The organism is Pseudomonas sp. X4 (assembly GCF_040784925.1).
Taxonomy (GTDB): Bacteria; Pseudomonadota; Gammaproteobacteria; order Pseudomonadales; family Pseudomonadaceae; genus Aquipseudomonas; species Aquipseudomonas putida_Z.
The window spans coordinates 1,133,756-1,147,446 of the sequence record NZ_CP160798.1 but is presented as its reverse complement, the minus strand read 5'-3'; the positions used below and the strand labels follow the sequence as shown (position 1 = coordinate 1,147,446).

The following is a 13,691-nucleotide window of genomic DNA, read 5'->3' as shown; positions in this document are numbered from 1 at the left end:
CGCCTTTTTTATTTGCGCGCCAGCAGGGTGGCGCGGCGTGGGGCCGGCAGGCCTTCGATGGTCTTGCTGTGGTCGTTCGGGTCGAGGAAGTCGCCCAGTGACTGGTAGCGCATCCACTCGGTGCTGCGCTGTTCCTCGACGCTGGTCACGCTTACGTCGACGCAACGCACATCGCTGAAACCGGCACGGCGCAACCAGCGCTCCAGGGCCGGTACCGACGGCAGGTACCAGACGTTGCGCATCTGTGCATAGCGGTCCTCAGGTACCAGCACCTGGTTTTCGTCACCCTCGATCACCAGGGTTTCCAGCACCAGTTCCCCGCCTTTGACCAGGCAGTCCTTGAGCGCCAGCAGGTGCTCGATAGGCGAGCGGCGGTGGTAGAACACCCCCATGGAAAACACCGTGTCGAAACCTTCGAGGTTGGCCGGCAGGTCTTCCAGGGCGAATGGCAGGTGCCAGGCGGGCAGCTCTGGCAGGTATTGCTGAACGGCCTGGAACTGGCAGAAGAACAGCCAGTTGGGGTCGACGCCAATCACCATGTCGGCGCCGGCACCGAGCATGCGCCACTGGTAGTAGCCGTTACCGCAGCCCACGTCGAGCACGCGCTTGCCCTTGAGGTCCAGGTGCGGGCCGACCCGGGACCATTTCCAGTCCGAACGCCATTCGGTGTCCACATGCACGCCGAACAGGTCGAACGGCCCTTTGCGCCAAGGGGACAGGCCCATCAGTGCCTGGCGCATCTGCGCGCGGGTGGCGTCGTCGCAATCGCAGTCCAGGCGCAGCCCGTTGACCAGGTCGATTTCGCTCGGAATCAGGGCGGGCAAGGCTTCCAGCGCACCGCGCCAGCGGTCGAGGTCACCGTGACCCTTCTCCAGCTTGGCTTCCAGTTGCGCTTGCAGGCCTTGCGACCAGGAAGCCAGGGGCGTGCCCGCCAGGCGGCGGACGAGGGGGGACAGATCGATCATGGCAGGGCAATCAAAGAGGCGAAGTTAAGGCATTGGAACCAGGGCACCACCTTCGAGAAACCGGCTGCGCGCAGGCGCGCCTGGTGGGCTTCGAGGGTGTCGGGCCTCATCACGTTCTCGATGGCGCTGCGCTTCTGGGCAATTTCCAGTTCGCTGTAGCCATTGGCACGTTTGAAGTCCAGGTGCAGTTCATTGAGCAGGTCCTGCTGTTCATCATCGGCGAAGCGCAGTTTTTCCGAGAGGATCAGCGCACCACCGGGCAACAGCGCCTGGCGGATGCGGCCGAGCAGCTCCAGGCGCTGGTCGGGGGCGATGAACTGCAGGGTGAAATTCATCGCCACCACCGAGGCGGGCTCGAAGGGCAGGGCCAGGATGTCGGCTTCCAGCACCTGCACCGGCAGCAGTTCCTGGAACATCGAGTCCTGGGCGGTGAGGTACTGGCGGCAACGCTCGACCATCGCCGCGGAGTTGTCCACGGCGATTACCCGGCAGCCGTCACTGCGCACATGGCGGCGCAGCGATTGGGTAACGGCACCCAACGACGCACCCAGGTCGTACAGCGCGGTATGCGGCTGGGCGAAGCGCGCGGCCAGCACGCCGAGGTTCTCGACAATGGTCGGGTAGCCCGGAACCGAGCGCTTGATCATGTCCGGGAACACACGCACCACATCCTCGTTGAAGACGAAGTCGGGCACTTGCTCCAAGGGCTGGGCGAAAAGGCGGTCGGGTTGTTTGCTCACGGCGGGCTCGATACAGGGTGAAACGGAGGCGCATTTTAGCCAAAGGCCGGGATTCTTGCCATGGCAGCGCTTCAGGGGCGGGCGCTGAGGGACCTCTGCGCCTGCCTGGTGGGTGTGCAGGTTGCCTATGAGCGAAGCTGCGGACTTTAGCGGACGATGATCTTGCAGTCGAAGGTTTGCACGGGGGCGATATCTGCGGCCCACGGCTGCTGGTACACCAGCACCAACTGACCATCGCCGGTATCGCTGGCCTGGTAGCGCCAGGTGGAGACACCGGCGCTGCCGACCACGTCTTCCTCCTCGGGAGCGCTATACACCTCCGGACCAAGGCTGCGCAGTACGTTGGAGGCAGGTGCTTCGACGCGCCAGCGGTAGCCGGTGGACGGGTTGCTGGGCAAGCTCAGGATCAGCGCCTGGCCAACCTGCAGGCGCGTCGGGCATTCGCTTTCGGCGTCCAGTTCGACGGGTTGCGTGGGCTGTTGGGCGCAGGCGGAAATCAGGGCGAAGCTCAGGGGAACGAGCAGACGAGGGACGGTCATGTTGGCTCCGGAGGCTGACGATGGCCTGAGGATAACCGATGATCGAGGAGATTTGTGTTGCCTGTGCCGGCCCTTTCGCGGGTAAACCCGCTCCCACAGTGATCTCACTGGGCTCAAGCCCTGCGCTATCCCTGTGGGAGCGGGTTTACCCGCGAAGAGGCCGGTGTTGGCTAGAACAGCACTTTGGCCACGTCGGCGAAGCGCTTGGCGAAATGCACGGTCAGGCCTTCGCGCAGGTAGTCCGGCAGCTCCTCATAGTCCCCACGGTTAGGCTCCGGCAAGATCAGCTCGAAGATCTTCTGCCGCCGCGCCGCAATCACCTTCTCGCGCACACCGCCAATCGGCAGTACCTGCCCGGTCAGGGTCAGCTCGCCGGTCATGGCCACGCCCTTCTTCGGCGCCTGGTCTCGGGCCAGCGACAGCAGGGCGCTGGCCATGGTGATGCCGGCACTCGGGCCGTCCTTGGGCGTGGCGCCTTCGGGCACGTGCAGATGAATGAACGCTTCGTTGAAGAAGCCAGGATCACCACCAAACTGCTTGAGGTTGGAGCTGACGTAGCTGTAGGCGATTTCGGCCGACTCTTTCATCACATCACCCAGCTTGCCGGTCAGCTTGAAGCCGCGGTTGAGGGTGTGGATGCGGGTGGCTTCGATCGGCAGCGTGGCGCCGCCCATGCTGGTCCAGGCCAGGCCGGTTATCACGCCTTTGCCAGCCAGTACCTGCTCGCTGCGGAACACCGGCATGCCGAGCGCGGCTTCCAGGTCCTTGGTGCCGATCTTCAGTTTCGCCTCGGGGTTTTCCAGCAGCTTGACCACGGCCTTGCGCACCAGCTTGCCCAGTTGTTTCTCCAGCTGGCGTACCCCGGCTTCGCGGGCATAGCCTTCGATCACCGCGCGCAGGGCGCTGTCGCTGATGCCGAGGCTGGTCTTGGCCACACCGGCCTTTTCCAGCTGCTTGGGCCACAGGTGGCGCTTGGCGATGGCCAGTTTCTCTTCGGTGATGTAGCCGGACAGGCGGATCACTTCCATGCGGTCGAGCAATGGCCCGGGGATCGAATCCAGGGTGTTGGCGGTGCACACGAACAGCACCTTGGACAGGTCCAGGCGCAGGTCGAGGTAGTGGTCGAGGAAGTCGACGTTCTGCTCCGGGTCGAGGGTTTCCAGCAGCGCTGAAGCCGGGTCGCCCTGGTAGCTCTGGCCCATCTTGTCGATCTCGTCGAGCATGATCACCGGGTTCATCACTTCGACGTCCTTCAGGGCCTGCACCAGCTTGCCGGGCTGGGCGCCGATGTAGGTGCGGCGGTGGCCCTTGATCTCGGCCTCGTCACGCATGCCGCCGACACTGAAGCGGTAGAACGGCCGGCCGAGCGATTCGGCGATGGATTTACCGATGCTGGTCTTGCCTACCCCGGGCGGGCCCACCAGCAGCACGATCGAGCCACTGATCTCGCCTTTCCAGGCGCCCACGGCGAGGAATTCGAGTATGCGCTCCTTGATGTCGTCGAGGCCGGCGTGGTGCTGGTCGAGGACCTTGCGTGCATGCTTGAGGTCGAGCTTGTCCTTGCCGTACACGCCCCAGGGCAGGGCGGTGGCCCAGTCCAGGTAGTTGCGGGTGACGGCGTATTCGGGCGAGCCGGTTTCGAGGATGGCCAGCTTGCCCATCTCTTCGTCGATGCGCTTGCGTGCCTGGTCCGGCAGGGTCTTGCCTTCGAGGCGCTGCTCGAACTGCTCGAGGTCGGCGCTGCGGTCGTCCTTGGTCAGGCCCAGCTCCTGCTGGATGACCTTGAGCTGTTCCTTGAGGAAGAACTCGCGCTGGTGCTCGCCGATCTGCCGGTTGACCTCGGCCGAGATCTCGTTCTGCAGGCGCGCCACCTCGACTTCCTTGCGCAGCATCGGCAGGACCTTTTCCATGCGCTTGAGCATGGGTACGCAGTCGAGTACTTCCTGCAACTGGTTGCCGGTGGCCGAGGTGAGGGCGGCGGCGAAGTCGGTGAGCGGCGACGGGTCGTTGGGGCTGAAGCGGTTGAGGTAGTTCTTCAGCTCTTCGCTGTACAGCGGGTTGAGCGGCAGCAGCTCCTTGATCGCATTGATCAGCGCCATGCCGTAGGCCTTGACCTCGTCGGTCGGCTCGGCTGGCTGGCGCGGGTATTCCACCTCGACGAGGTACGGCGGGCGGTGGTGCTTGAGCCAGGTACGGATGCGTACCCGGGTCAGGCCCTGGGCGACGAACTGCAGCTTGCCGTTTTCGCGGCTGGCGTGGTGCACCTTCACCAGCGTGCCGTACTGCGGCAGCGCCGAGGTGTCGAAGTGGCGGTGGTCTTCTGGCGGGGTATCCATGAAGAACAGGGCCAGGCTGTGGTCTGGTGACTTGGCCACCAGGTCGAGGGTTTCTGCCCAAGGGTCTTCATTGACGATGACCGGCAGCACCTGGGCCGGGAAGAACGGGCGGTTGTGGATCGGGATCACATAGACCTTGTCCGGCAGCTGCTGGCCGGGCAGGGCAAGGGCGTGGCCGGTTTCGGCCTGGGGAGTGGTGTGTTCGACTTCGCTGTGTTCGTCGGGATGTTCCGGGAAATCCTGCTGGTCGCTCATGGGGCACCTGCGTGAATGACTATGGTGCTTAGATGGGGCGCGGGGGGATGGGTTTCAATGGTAGTTGAAGGGTGCAGAGAGGAGTGATGCCTGTACCTGCCTCTTCGCGGGTAAACCCGCTCCCACAGGTACGGCGCCGAACTTGGGGGCAGTGCCGTACCTGTGGGAGCGGGTTTACCCGCGAATGCGGCAGCAGGTTCACTGCCGCATCTCTGGGTTACTCAGCCAGTTTGTAAGCGATGATGTAGTCGCCCATCCTGGTGCCCAGCGAGCCATGCCCGCCGGCAGTCACCAGCACGTACTGCTTGCCATCCTTGCCGCTGTAGCTCATCGGCGTGGCCTGGCCACCCGCTGGCAGGCGGGCTTTCCACAGTTCCTTGCCGTTGTTCACGTCATAGGCGCGCAGGTACTGGTCCAGGGTGCCGCTGAGGAAGCCGACGCCACCGGCGGTGACGATCGAACCACCCATGCTCGGCACGCCAACCGGCATGCCGATCGGCACCGGGGTGCTGTCGCGGGTGGTGCCGTTCTTGTGCTTCCACACCACCTTGTTGGTGAACAGGTCGATGGCGGCGACATAGCCCCAGGCCGGGGCCTGGCACGGTACGCCCAGTGGCGACATGAACGGGTGCATGGTCACCGCGTACGGCGCACCGGTGTTCGGCTGCACGCCGCTGGTCTCGCTTTCGCGCTTGCTGCCCTCGGCCACCTGCTCACGCGGGATCATCTTCGACACGAAGGCCATGTAGTTGGGCGAGGTGAACAGCAGTTGGCGCACCGGGTCGACCGACACGCTACCCCAGTTGAACACACCGACGTTGCCCGGGTAGATCAGCGAGCCTTGCTCGGACGGCGGGGTGTACTGGCCTTCGTAACGCAGCTCGCGGAACTGGATGCGGCACAGCATCTGGTCGAACGGCGTGGCGCCCCACATGGCCTGTTCGGTCAGTTCAGGGCCGAGCAGGTTGAGGTCGGAGCGGGCCTGGGTCGGCGAGGTGTGGTCGCCCTTCACCGCACCTTGCGGGGTGGGGATCTCGCGGATCGGCACGATCGGCGTGCCGTCGCGGCGGTCGAGCACGTACAGGCTGCCTTGCTTGGTCGGCACGATGATTGCCGGCTTCACGCCATCGTCGGTCTTCAGGTGGACCAGGGTCGGCTGGCTGCCGACGTCCATGTCCCACAGGTCGTGGTGGGTGAACTGGTAGTTCCAGCGAGCCTTGCCGGTGGCAAGGTCCAGGGCGACCACGCCGGCGCTGTATTTCTCGGCGCCTGGGGTGCGGTTTGCGCCCCACTGGTCCGGGGTCTGGTTGCCCAGTGGCAGGTAGATCATGCCGAGGTCTTCGTCGACGCTGGCGATCGACCACATGTTGGCCGAGTTGCGGCTGTACATCTTGCCGGGAGCCAGTGGCTGGGTGTCGTCCGGGTTGTTGCTGTCCCAGTTCCACACCAGGTGGCCATCGTGCACATCGTAGGCGCGGATAACGCCGGATGGCTCGTTGGTCGACTCGTTGTCGGTGACATGGCCACCGATGATCACCAGGTCACGGGTGACCGCCGCTGGCGAGGTGGAGTAGTAGCCGCCGGCGGTGAACGGGCCGATGCCGGTGGTGAGGTCGATCACGCCCTGGTTGGCGAAGCCTTCGCAGACCTTGCCGTTGTCGGCGTTGATGGCGATCAGGCGGGCGTCTGCGGTAGGCAGGTAGAGGCGGCGCGGGCAGGCCTGGGCCACGGCCTGGCCGGCGTCGGTAATTTTCGGTACCGGGCTGCCGTCGCGGCTGACGTAGCGGTTTTCGTCATAGTACGAAACGCCACGGCAGGTCATGTGGGCGAAGCCCTTGAAGGTGCCGACCGGGCTCTTGACCTGCGGGTCGTAGCGCCAGATTTCCGCGCCGGTGTCCGGGTCCAGGGCCAGCACGCGGCTGTGCGCGGTGCAGGCATAGAGCATGCCGTTGACCTTCAGCGGGGTGTTCTGGTTGGTCAGCTCCACCGGGTCGTTTTCGGTCGGCAGGTCACCGGTGCGGATGCGCCAGGCCTCTTCCAGGCGGTAGGCGTTCTGCGGGGTGATCTGGCGCAGCGGCGAATAGCGGTCGCCGTGCTCGGTGCGGCCGTAGGCCTGCCATTCGCCGTCCGGCATGGCCGGGGCGGCGCTGGCCATTTCGCTGCTGTCGCGCCCCAGTTCGCCGAACACTTCACCGGGGTGGGTGAACTGGCTGCCCAGGGCGCAAGCGCCCGAAGCGACCACTGCAATGCCGAGCAGCGCAGTGTTGGCCTTGTTGGCCGGGCCGATCAGCGGGCGACGCGCCCAGGGCAGCAGCAGGACCACACCGATGGCAAACCAGATGGCCAGGCGCGGTACCAGTTGCCACCAGTCCAGGCCCACTTCGAGCAGGGCCCACACGGTGCTGCCCAGCAGTACCAGGCCGTACAGGCCCAGGGCGATGCGGCGCTGGGCCAGCAGCAGGATGCCCGACAGGGCAAAGCCGATACCGGCGATCAGGTAGTACAGCGATCCGCCCAGCTGGCTCAGCTTGATGCCGCCGGCCAGCAGGGCCAGGCCCATCAGCAACAGCAGCGCGCCGATCAGGCGCGGTAGCCAGCGGCTTCCATTGTTGGCACCTTCAGTGCTCATCGTAGGTTCTCCGTCAGGTCAAAAAGGGGGTTAGAAACTGCTCTGGATCTTCAGGCCGCCGATCAGGGCGCCATCGACCTGCGACACCCCGCCCGGGTGGCGGATGTACTGCAGGTTGGGGCGGACCGTGAGCCAGTCGGCCAGGTGGATGCCGTAGTACAGCTCGGCGCTGTACTCGGTGTCCTGCACCGGCAGGAAACCAGGGTTGTCGTAGTCGTAGAGGCCGGCGGCCTGGTTGGCCAGGCGTGCGTTCTTGCGATAGGCAGGGTTGACGTGCACACGGGCCAGGGCGAAACCGATGTCGTCCTTGGCGCGGGCGTCGAAGGGCCCTTTGTATACCAGTCCTGCCTGCACATAGTTGTCGATGGCATTGGTCTTCTTGTCGTGCACCGTGGCGTTGGCGAACAGGCTCAGGCCACGCGACTGGTCGGACGCCAGCGAAGTCACCTGCTGCTGGGCGCCGAGCCACAAGCCGTGCTTGCTCGAACTGCTGCGGTAGGCGGCGCCGCTGAGGGCTGCCGGCTGGCCGTTGCTGTCCTTGAGAACATCCTGTGCCTTGGCATTACTGTAGTAGTAGCCGGCGCGATATTCCCCTTTCAGGCCATTGATCTGTGGGCTCCACACCAATTCCACCGGCATTACCGCGCCCTGGGTGCCGCTGCCGCTGAGCTTGAAGCCGTTGCCCGACTCCAGGTTCGAGGGGTTCTGCTCGAACACGCCGACCTGGGCGTAGAGCGCGTCGCTGAGGTTGTAGCGCACGCGCAGGGCCCACTGGCTGACCGGCCAGTTGTACCAGATGCCGCCCACCCAGTTGCCTACCTGCGAGCCGCAGAAGGCCAGGTTCTGGAAGTCGCAGGGGAAGCTGTTGAAGTCCTCGCCTTCGCCGAAACGGCCGAATTTCACGTCCAGTGCGCCATCGAAGTACTTCTGCTTGATCCACATCTGCGTCAGCCGCCAGGTTTCGCCACGGCCCCATACCTCCTGGGCCGAGGTGAAGCCGCCGACACGCGGGTCGTTGATGCGGTCGTTGCTGATGTTGTCGCCGTGGCGCTCGGTAATGGTCAGCTGGAATTCGGTGTCGTGCCAGCCAAGGATCTTCTCCAGGTCCAGGTGGCTGCCGAAGGTGAACTGGTCGCTGTAGCGCGCGGTGCGGTCGTGGTCGTAGCCACCATGCAGGTTGCTGCCCATCTCGCCGGTGTAGCCGAGGGTGAAGTCGTAGCCTTTTTCCAGCAGTTCGCTGCGGGTGCCACCCCAGTCGCCGAGCATCCAGGGGGAGTCGCTGGCGAACATCTCGCTGGCGCCGGTGGGGGCCGCCAGGGCGCTGAGGGCAAGGCCGATGTAACAGGTTTTGGGCAGTTGGAGCATGAGATAGCGCTATCTTTTGATTATTGAATAAATGGCAAGCGCATCGAAGGGCGGGCCCCTCAATGGATATGGCGACAAGATGGTTTCGATGAAGCGATTCAGCTTGCGGCGGGGAGGATATAGGGGAAGTTGTAAGAAAAAAAGACAAATTGTCGCAGTGGATTGTTGTTCAACAGGTAACAATTGGCTGCAGAGGGGGCTGCTTTGCAGCCCAATCGCCGGCAAGCCAGCTCCCACAGGATCGCGATGCACTTGAGGCAGAAGCAATACCGGTGGGAGCTGGCTTGCCGGCGAAAGGGGCGCGAAGCGCCCCGCGATTTTAGAACGTGGTACGCAGGCCCACTTCCACACTACGCCCCGGCGCCGGGGCGATATCGCGCAGGATCGAGCTGGCATAGCGCACGGTCTGGTCAGTCAGGTTCTCGCCGCGCACAAACGCCAGCCACTGGCTCTGGCCAACTTCGAAGCGGTAGCCAACGCTGGCCCCCAGCGTGGTGTAGCCATCGGTGCTGGTTTCGTTGGCCGGTTTGCGATGCTGCGACGCAGCATGCTGCACGTCGACCCGCGCCTGCCAGCGGTCCAGCTCCCAGACCAGGACGCTGTTCAGGCGCAGTGGGGCGATGCGTGGCAGCGGCTCGCCACTGTCGAGGTTTTTCGCCCGGGTGTAGTCACCGGAGAGCTCCAGGGCAAAGCTGCCATAGCGGTTCTCGGCCAGTTGCCAGCGGTCCTGGGCCTCGATGCCATAGAAGCGCGCTCGCACGCCCTGATACTGGTATTCCGGGAAACCGTCATGGTCGTGATCGTGGTCATGGTCATCCTCGCCATGGTCGTGGTCATGCCCCTCGCGGGTGTTGCCGGTGCCGATCAGGCCGATGTAGTTGCGGAAGTGGCTGTAGAACACCCCGACACTGCCCTTGTGGGTGCCATTGTCGAAACGCAAGGCCAGGTCGGTAGAAATGGCTTTTTCCTTGTTCAGGCTGGCATCGCCGACTTCAAAGGCTCCGGTGGCCACGTGGGCACCATTGGCATACAGCTCGTAGAAGGTCGGGGCGCGCTCGGTGTAGCCGAGGTTGGCGGCCAGCGACCAGATCGGGTCGAGTTGGTACACCGCCCCGGAAGACAGGCTGAAGGCGTTGAAAGTGCTGGCGCTGTCGGCGTCGGCGAAGTTCTCGTTGCCTTTGGCATCCGGGTCGACCCGGGTGTGCTCCATGCGTGCGCCCAGGCTCAGGTTCAGGCGCTCGGTGGCTTGCCACTGCTCCAGCATGAACAGCGCCAGGCTGTCGGTGTCGGTGTGCGGGACGAAAGCTTCCTCGCCCAAGGCGGAGAATTCGTTGCGGCTGACCTGGGCGCCGATCACGCCTTCTACCGGCCCGAGCGGTTGGTGGCGGGCTTCGATACGTGCTTCATAGCCCTTGTTCCTGAAGGTGGTGTGGACTTCGCCTTCTTCTATTTCACGGTGCTCGTAGTCGGTGTAGCCGGCATCGACTTTGACCGAAGTGAATGGGCCGTCCAGGTCACGCAGTTCGGAGGCGAAGGCGTAGTGGTCCTGCTTCATGTCCAGGCGCACACCTGGCTCGGCCACCGAGCTATAGTTGCTGTCGTAGCGGCTGTACGACAGGCCGGCGTAACCGTGATCCCAATGGTAGGCGCCACCCACGGCGCCACCGTCCTGGCGGCCGTCGCTGTTTTCCAGGCGGTGCTTGCTGCCGGGTTCGTCGGCGTCGCGCACTTTGGAACTGCGCGCGTAACCGGGGATGCGCAGGTCGTTGAACTGGCGGCTGTTGGCATCCAGGTGCAGGGCGAAGGCACCGTTGCCGGCCTCCAGCTTGCCAGCGCTGCTGCGGGTGGTATCGGCGCCGCCGTAGCGCAGTTCACCGGCACCTTGGATGCCCTCGATGGGGGTATCCGTGATGCGATTGTCGAAGGTATTGACCACACCTCCGATGGCGTTGCCGCCGTAGAGCAGGGCAGCCGGGCCACGGACGATCTCGACACGGTCGACGGTCACCGGGTCCAGCGGCACGGCGTGGTCGTAGGACAGCGATGAAGCATCCAGGGCGCCGACGCCATTGCGCAGGATGCGAATACGGTCGCCATCCAGGCCACGAATTACCGGGCGACTGGCGCCAGGGCCGAACCAGGTGGAGGCGACCCCAGGCTGCTTGTTCAGGGTTTCACCGAGGCTGCCGTGCTGCTGTTGCAGCAGGTTGTCGCCTTCGAGCACGGTGCTGGGTGCGGCCAGCTGGCTGTTGCCCAAAGGGTTGGCGGTGATGACCTGGGGTTCGAGTTCCACGGCGTGGCTGGGTGATGCGGCCAGCCACAGCGCGACGGCGAGGGGAGAGAGACGAAGCGGTGTGTACAGCATGGGGATGGGGCGTTCCTTGGCAGATGCTTTTGTATTGTTACAATATAACATCTCTATTTCAGCACAGAGGTTTTGCGCCTGGCCAGCGGTTTTTCTGTCGACTCACCTGATCCCACCCACCACTACACTCGTGTAAGGTGCGCATCTTTCCTACGGAGCACTGGCATGAGCACGGCCCAACACAACGCGCTGCACGGCAAGACCCTCGAACAGATCCTCACCGAGCTGGTGGCGCACTACCAATGGCAGGGCCTGGCCGAGCGCATCGATGTGCGCTGCTTCAAAAGCAACCCGACCATCAAGTCGAGCCTGACCTTCCTGCGCAAGACGCCGTGGGCACGGGAAAAGGTCGAGCAGCTGTACGTGAAGCTGCAGCGCCAGGCCTGATATGCCGCGCCGTCCCTGGCTGACCGGCATGGCCGTGCTGGGTTGGTTCGGCCTGGCCGTGCAGGTGTACCTGGTGCTGTTGGCGCGTTGGCAGGAACAGGCCAGTCTGGTGGGTGGCCTGATTAATGTGTTCGGGTATTTCACCGTGTTGACCAATACCCTGGTGGCAACGGTGCTCAGTTATGCGGCGTTCGGCCGGGAAGGCCGTGCCAAGCGCTTTTTCCTGTCGCCTGTGGTGGGTTCCGCGGTGGCCACCAGCATCGTGCTGGTGGCATTGGCCTACAGCGTGCTGTTGCGTCACTTGTGGCAACCACAGGGCTGGCAATGGCTGGCGGACGAGTTGCTGCACGATGTGATGCCCGTGCTATATGCCTTGTACTGGTGGTGCGAGGTGCCCAAGGGCAGGTTGCGGCTATGGCATCTGCTGGTCTGGGCGGTGTACCCGGCGACGTATTTTGCTTACGCGCTGTGGCGGGGGAGCGAGATTGGCGTGTATGCCTACCCGTTCATCGATGTGGCGAGCCTGGGGTATGGGCACGTATTGCTCAATGCCCTGGGGGTGTTGGCGGGGTTCTGGGGGATTGGGCTGGTGTTGCTGGGGCTGGACAGGTGGCGGGGGCTGCACAGATTGGCTTGACCTGCACTGGCCCTATCGCCGGCAAGCCAGCTCCCACAGGAATTGCGCAGCCCTTGAACGCTGCGGGGTACCTGTGGGAGCTGGCTTGCCGGCGATAGGGCCGGGGCAGCAATAAACAATCATTCGTCGTCCGCAGTCCCGTCGGCACGCCAGTAGGCCACAGCCTTGAGCGCATCCTCAGGCAAACCTTTCTCCAGCAACAGTGCCTTGGCCTGGCGGGTCAGGGCTTTTTCCAGTGCCACCCAGCCATACAACCGGCCTTGCGGCAAGGTCAGGTTCTTCACCAGCGCCAGCAGGTCTTCCTGTTGGCGACGTACCCAGATCACTTCCACCTGTGCCTTGCTCGGCAGTGGCTGGCGTTCCTGCTCGTCTTCGATCTGGATAACCGCCAGTACCTGGCGGCCCGCTGGCAATTCCTCCAGGCGGCGACCAATGGCCGGAATGGAGGTTTCGTCGCCGATCAGCAGGTAGCTGTCGAAGATGTCCGGCACCACCATCGAAGCCCGCGGCCCGGCGATGTCCAGGGTTTGCCCGGGTGCCGCCTGGGCTGCCCAGGTAGAGGCAGGGCCATCGCCGTGCAGCACGAAGTCGATGTCCAGCTCATTGGCCACCAGGTCGATGCGCCGTGGCGTGTATTCGCGCATGGTAGGCCGCGCGCCACCTTCTCGGCCCAGGTTACGAGCCTCTATGGCCCGCTGTTGCTCCGGCGTCTCGGCGAACAGCAGCTTGATATGGTCGTCGCTGCCCACGCTGGTGAAGCCTTGCAGCTCGGCACCCCCGAGGGTGATGCGGCGCATGCGCGGGGTCAGTTCGGTGACCCGCAGCACCTGCAGGCGGCGTTGGCGGATTTCGTGATTGACGCGGTGAATGGTGTCACTCATGGGGTGTCTCCCTGACAGGTTCGGCCGGCCCGGAGGCGATGGCCTTGGCGGTGTGGTTGAGCAGGTCGCGGACCCGCTCGATTTCTTCCGGTGTCCAGCGGCCACTGTGCATGTGCAGTGCGTGGCGCAGGTTGCCGACCGCTTCATGAATCTCTGGTGGGCGGTCATGGCCGCGCAGGGCGCGCTTGCTGACTTCGATACGCATGCGCACGCCGTCCAGCGCGACGGCCTGGTCGGCCAGGGCGGTGCGGCCGGCTTCGGTGATGGCATAGAGGCGTTTGCTGCCCTGCACCTGGCCGCTGATCAGCTCGGCCTCCTCGAGGAAGTTGAGGGTGGGGTAGATCACCCCGGGGCTTGGGCTGTAGCTGCCGTCGAACAGGTTTTCGATCTGGCGGATCAGGTCGTAGCCGTGGCCTGGCTGCTCGGCAAGCAGGGCCAGCATCAGCAGCTTGAGGTCGCCGGGGGCGAAGACGCGCGGGCCGCGTTCGCCACGACCTGGGCGCCGCTCGAAGGGGTCATGGGGGGTATGTTCGCGCATGGGGGCAGGGCTCCGTCGTTTGCGATATATCGTAAGATATTACTCAAGATATAT

General features: G+C 64.3%; 11 protein-coding genes. 2 read left to right on the top strand and 9 right to left on the bottom strand.

Annotated elements, in window-relative coordinates; translation table 11 throughout:
- Window positions 1–8 precede the first annotated feature (8 nt).
- From cmoB to ABX298_RS04895, 7 genes are all read right to left on the bottom strand, one after another.
- The gene (gene cmoB / locus ABX298_RS04925; protein ID WP_286100483.1) at window positions 9–965 is read right to left on the bottom strand and encodes a tRNA 5-methoxyuridine(34)/uridine 5-oxyacetic acid(34) synthase CmoB; all 957 of its coding nucleotides are present in this window, start codon (window positions 963–965) and stop codon (window positions 9–11) included.
- The gene (gene cmoA, locus ABX298_RS04920; protein WP_025340420.1) at window positions 962–1,705 is read right to left on the bottom strand and encodes a carboxy-S-adenosyl-L-methionine synthase CmoA; all 744 of its coding nucleotides are present in this window, start codon (window positions 1,703–1,705) and stop codon (window positions 962–964) included. Before cmoA ends, cmoB begins: the two co-directional genes overlap by 4 nt.
- A gap of 146 nt (window positions 1,706–1,851) precedes the next feature.
- Window positions 1,852–2,244 carry a protease inhibitor I42 family protein gene (locus ABX298_RS04915; protein WP_286100482.1) on the bottom strand — a complete coding sequence of 131 codons (393 nt, stop codon included), beginning with the start codon at window positions 2,242–2,244 and terminating at the stop codon, window positions 1,852–1,854.
- A gap of 170 nt (window positions 2,245–2,414) precedes the next feature.
- Window positions 2,415–4,835: an endopeptidase La gene (gene lon, locus ABX298_RS04910; RefSeq protein WP_025340416.1), complete on the bottom strand. Its 2,421-nt coding sequence runs from the start codon at window positions 4,833–4,835 to the stop codon at window positions 2,415–2,417.
- A 217-nt stretch (window positions 4,836–5,052) separates the two neighbouring features.
- The gene (locus tag ABX298_RS04905) at window positions 5,053–7,464 is read right to left on the bottom strand and encodes a glucose/quinate/shikimate family membrane-bound PQQ-dependent dehydrogenase (protein ID WP_085614224.1); all 2,412 of its coding nucleotides are present in this window, start codon (window positions 7,462–7,464) and stop codon (window positions 5,053–5,055) included.
- Window positions 7,465–7,494: 30 nt separating this feature from the next.
- Window positions 7,495–8,829: a carbohydrate porin gene (locus ABX298_RS04900; RefSeq protein WP_075046166.1), complete on the bottom strand. Its 1,335-nt coding sequence runs from the start codon at window positions 8,827–8,829 to the stop codon at window positions 7,495–7,497.
- A gap of 319 nt (window positions 8,830–9,148) precedes the next feature.
- A complete protein-coding gene (locus ABX298_RS04895) occupies window positions 9,149–11,194 on the bottom strand; it encodes a TonB-dependent receptor (protein ID WP_367394144.1) in 2,046 nt (681 codons plus the stop codon).
- Window positions 11,195–11,359: 165 nt separating this feature from the next.
- Here ABX298_RS04895 and ABX298_RS04890 point away from each other — a divergent pair, with 165 nt between their 5' ends.
- Complete coding sequence (locus ABX298_RS04890; RefSeq protein ID WP_003252112.1) at window positions 11,360–11,581, top strand: VF530 family DNA-binding protein; 222 nt, start codon at window positions 11,360–11,362, stop codon at window positions 11,579–11,581.
- A 1-nt stretch (window position 11,582) separates the two neighbouring features.
- Complete coding sequence (locus ABX298_RS04885; protein ID WP_367394143.1) at window positions 11,583–12,218, top strand: Pr6Pr family membrane protein; 636 nt, start codon at window positions 11,583–11,585, stop codon at window positions 12,216–12,218.
- 119 nt (window positions 12,219–12,337) lie between these two features.
- Here the strand turns inward: ABX298_RS04885 and ABX298_RS04880 are convergent, their stop codons facing one another.
- Both ABX298_RS04880 and ABX298_RS04875 read right to left on the bottom strand, forming a co-directional pair.
- Window positions 12,338–13,099, bottom strand: a complete 762-nt coding sequence (locus tag ABX298_RS04880; RefSeq protein ID WP_367394142.1) for a siderophore-interacting protein — start codon at window positions 13,097–13,099, stop codon at window positions 12,338–12,340.
- The gene (locus tag ABX298_RS04875) at window positions 13,092–13,637 is read right to left on the bottom strand and encodes a PadR family transcriptional regulator (RefSeq protein WP_367394141.1); all 546 of its coding nucleotides are present in this window, start codon (window positions 13,635–13,637) and stop codon (window positions 13,092–13,094) included. Before ABX298_RS04875 ends, ABX298_RS04880 begins: the two co-directional genes overlap by 8 nt.
- Window positions 13,638–13,691: the final 54 nt, after the last annotated feature.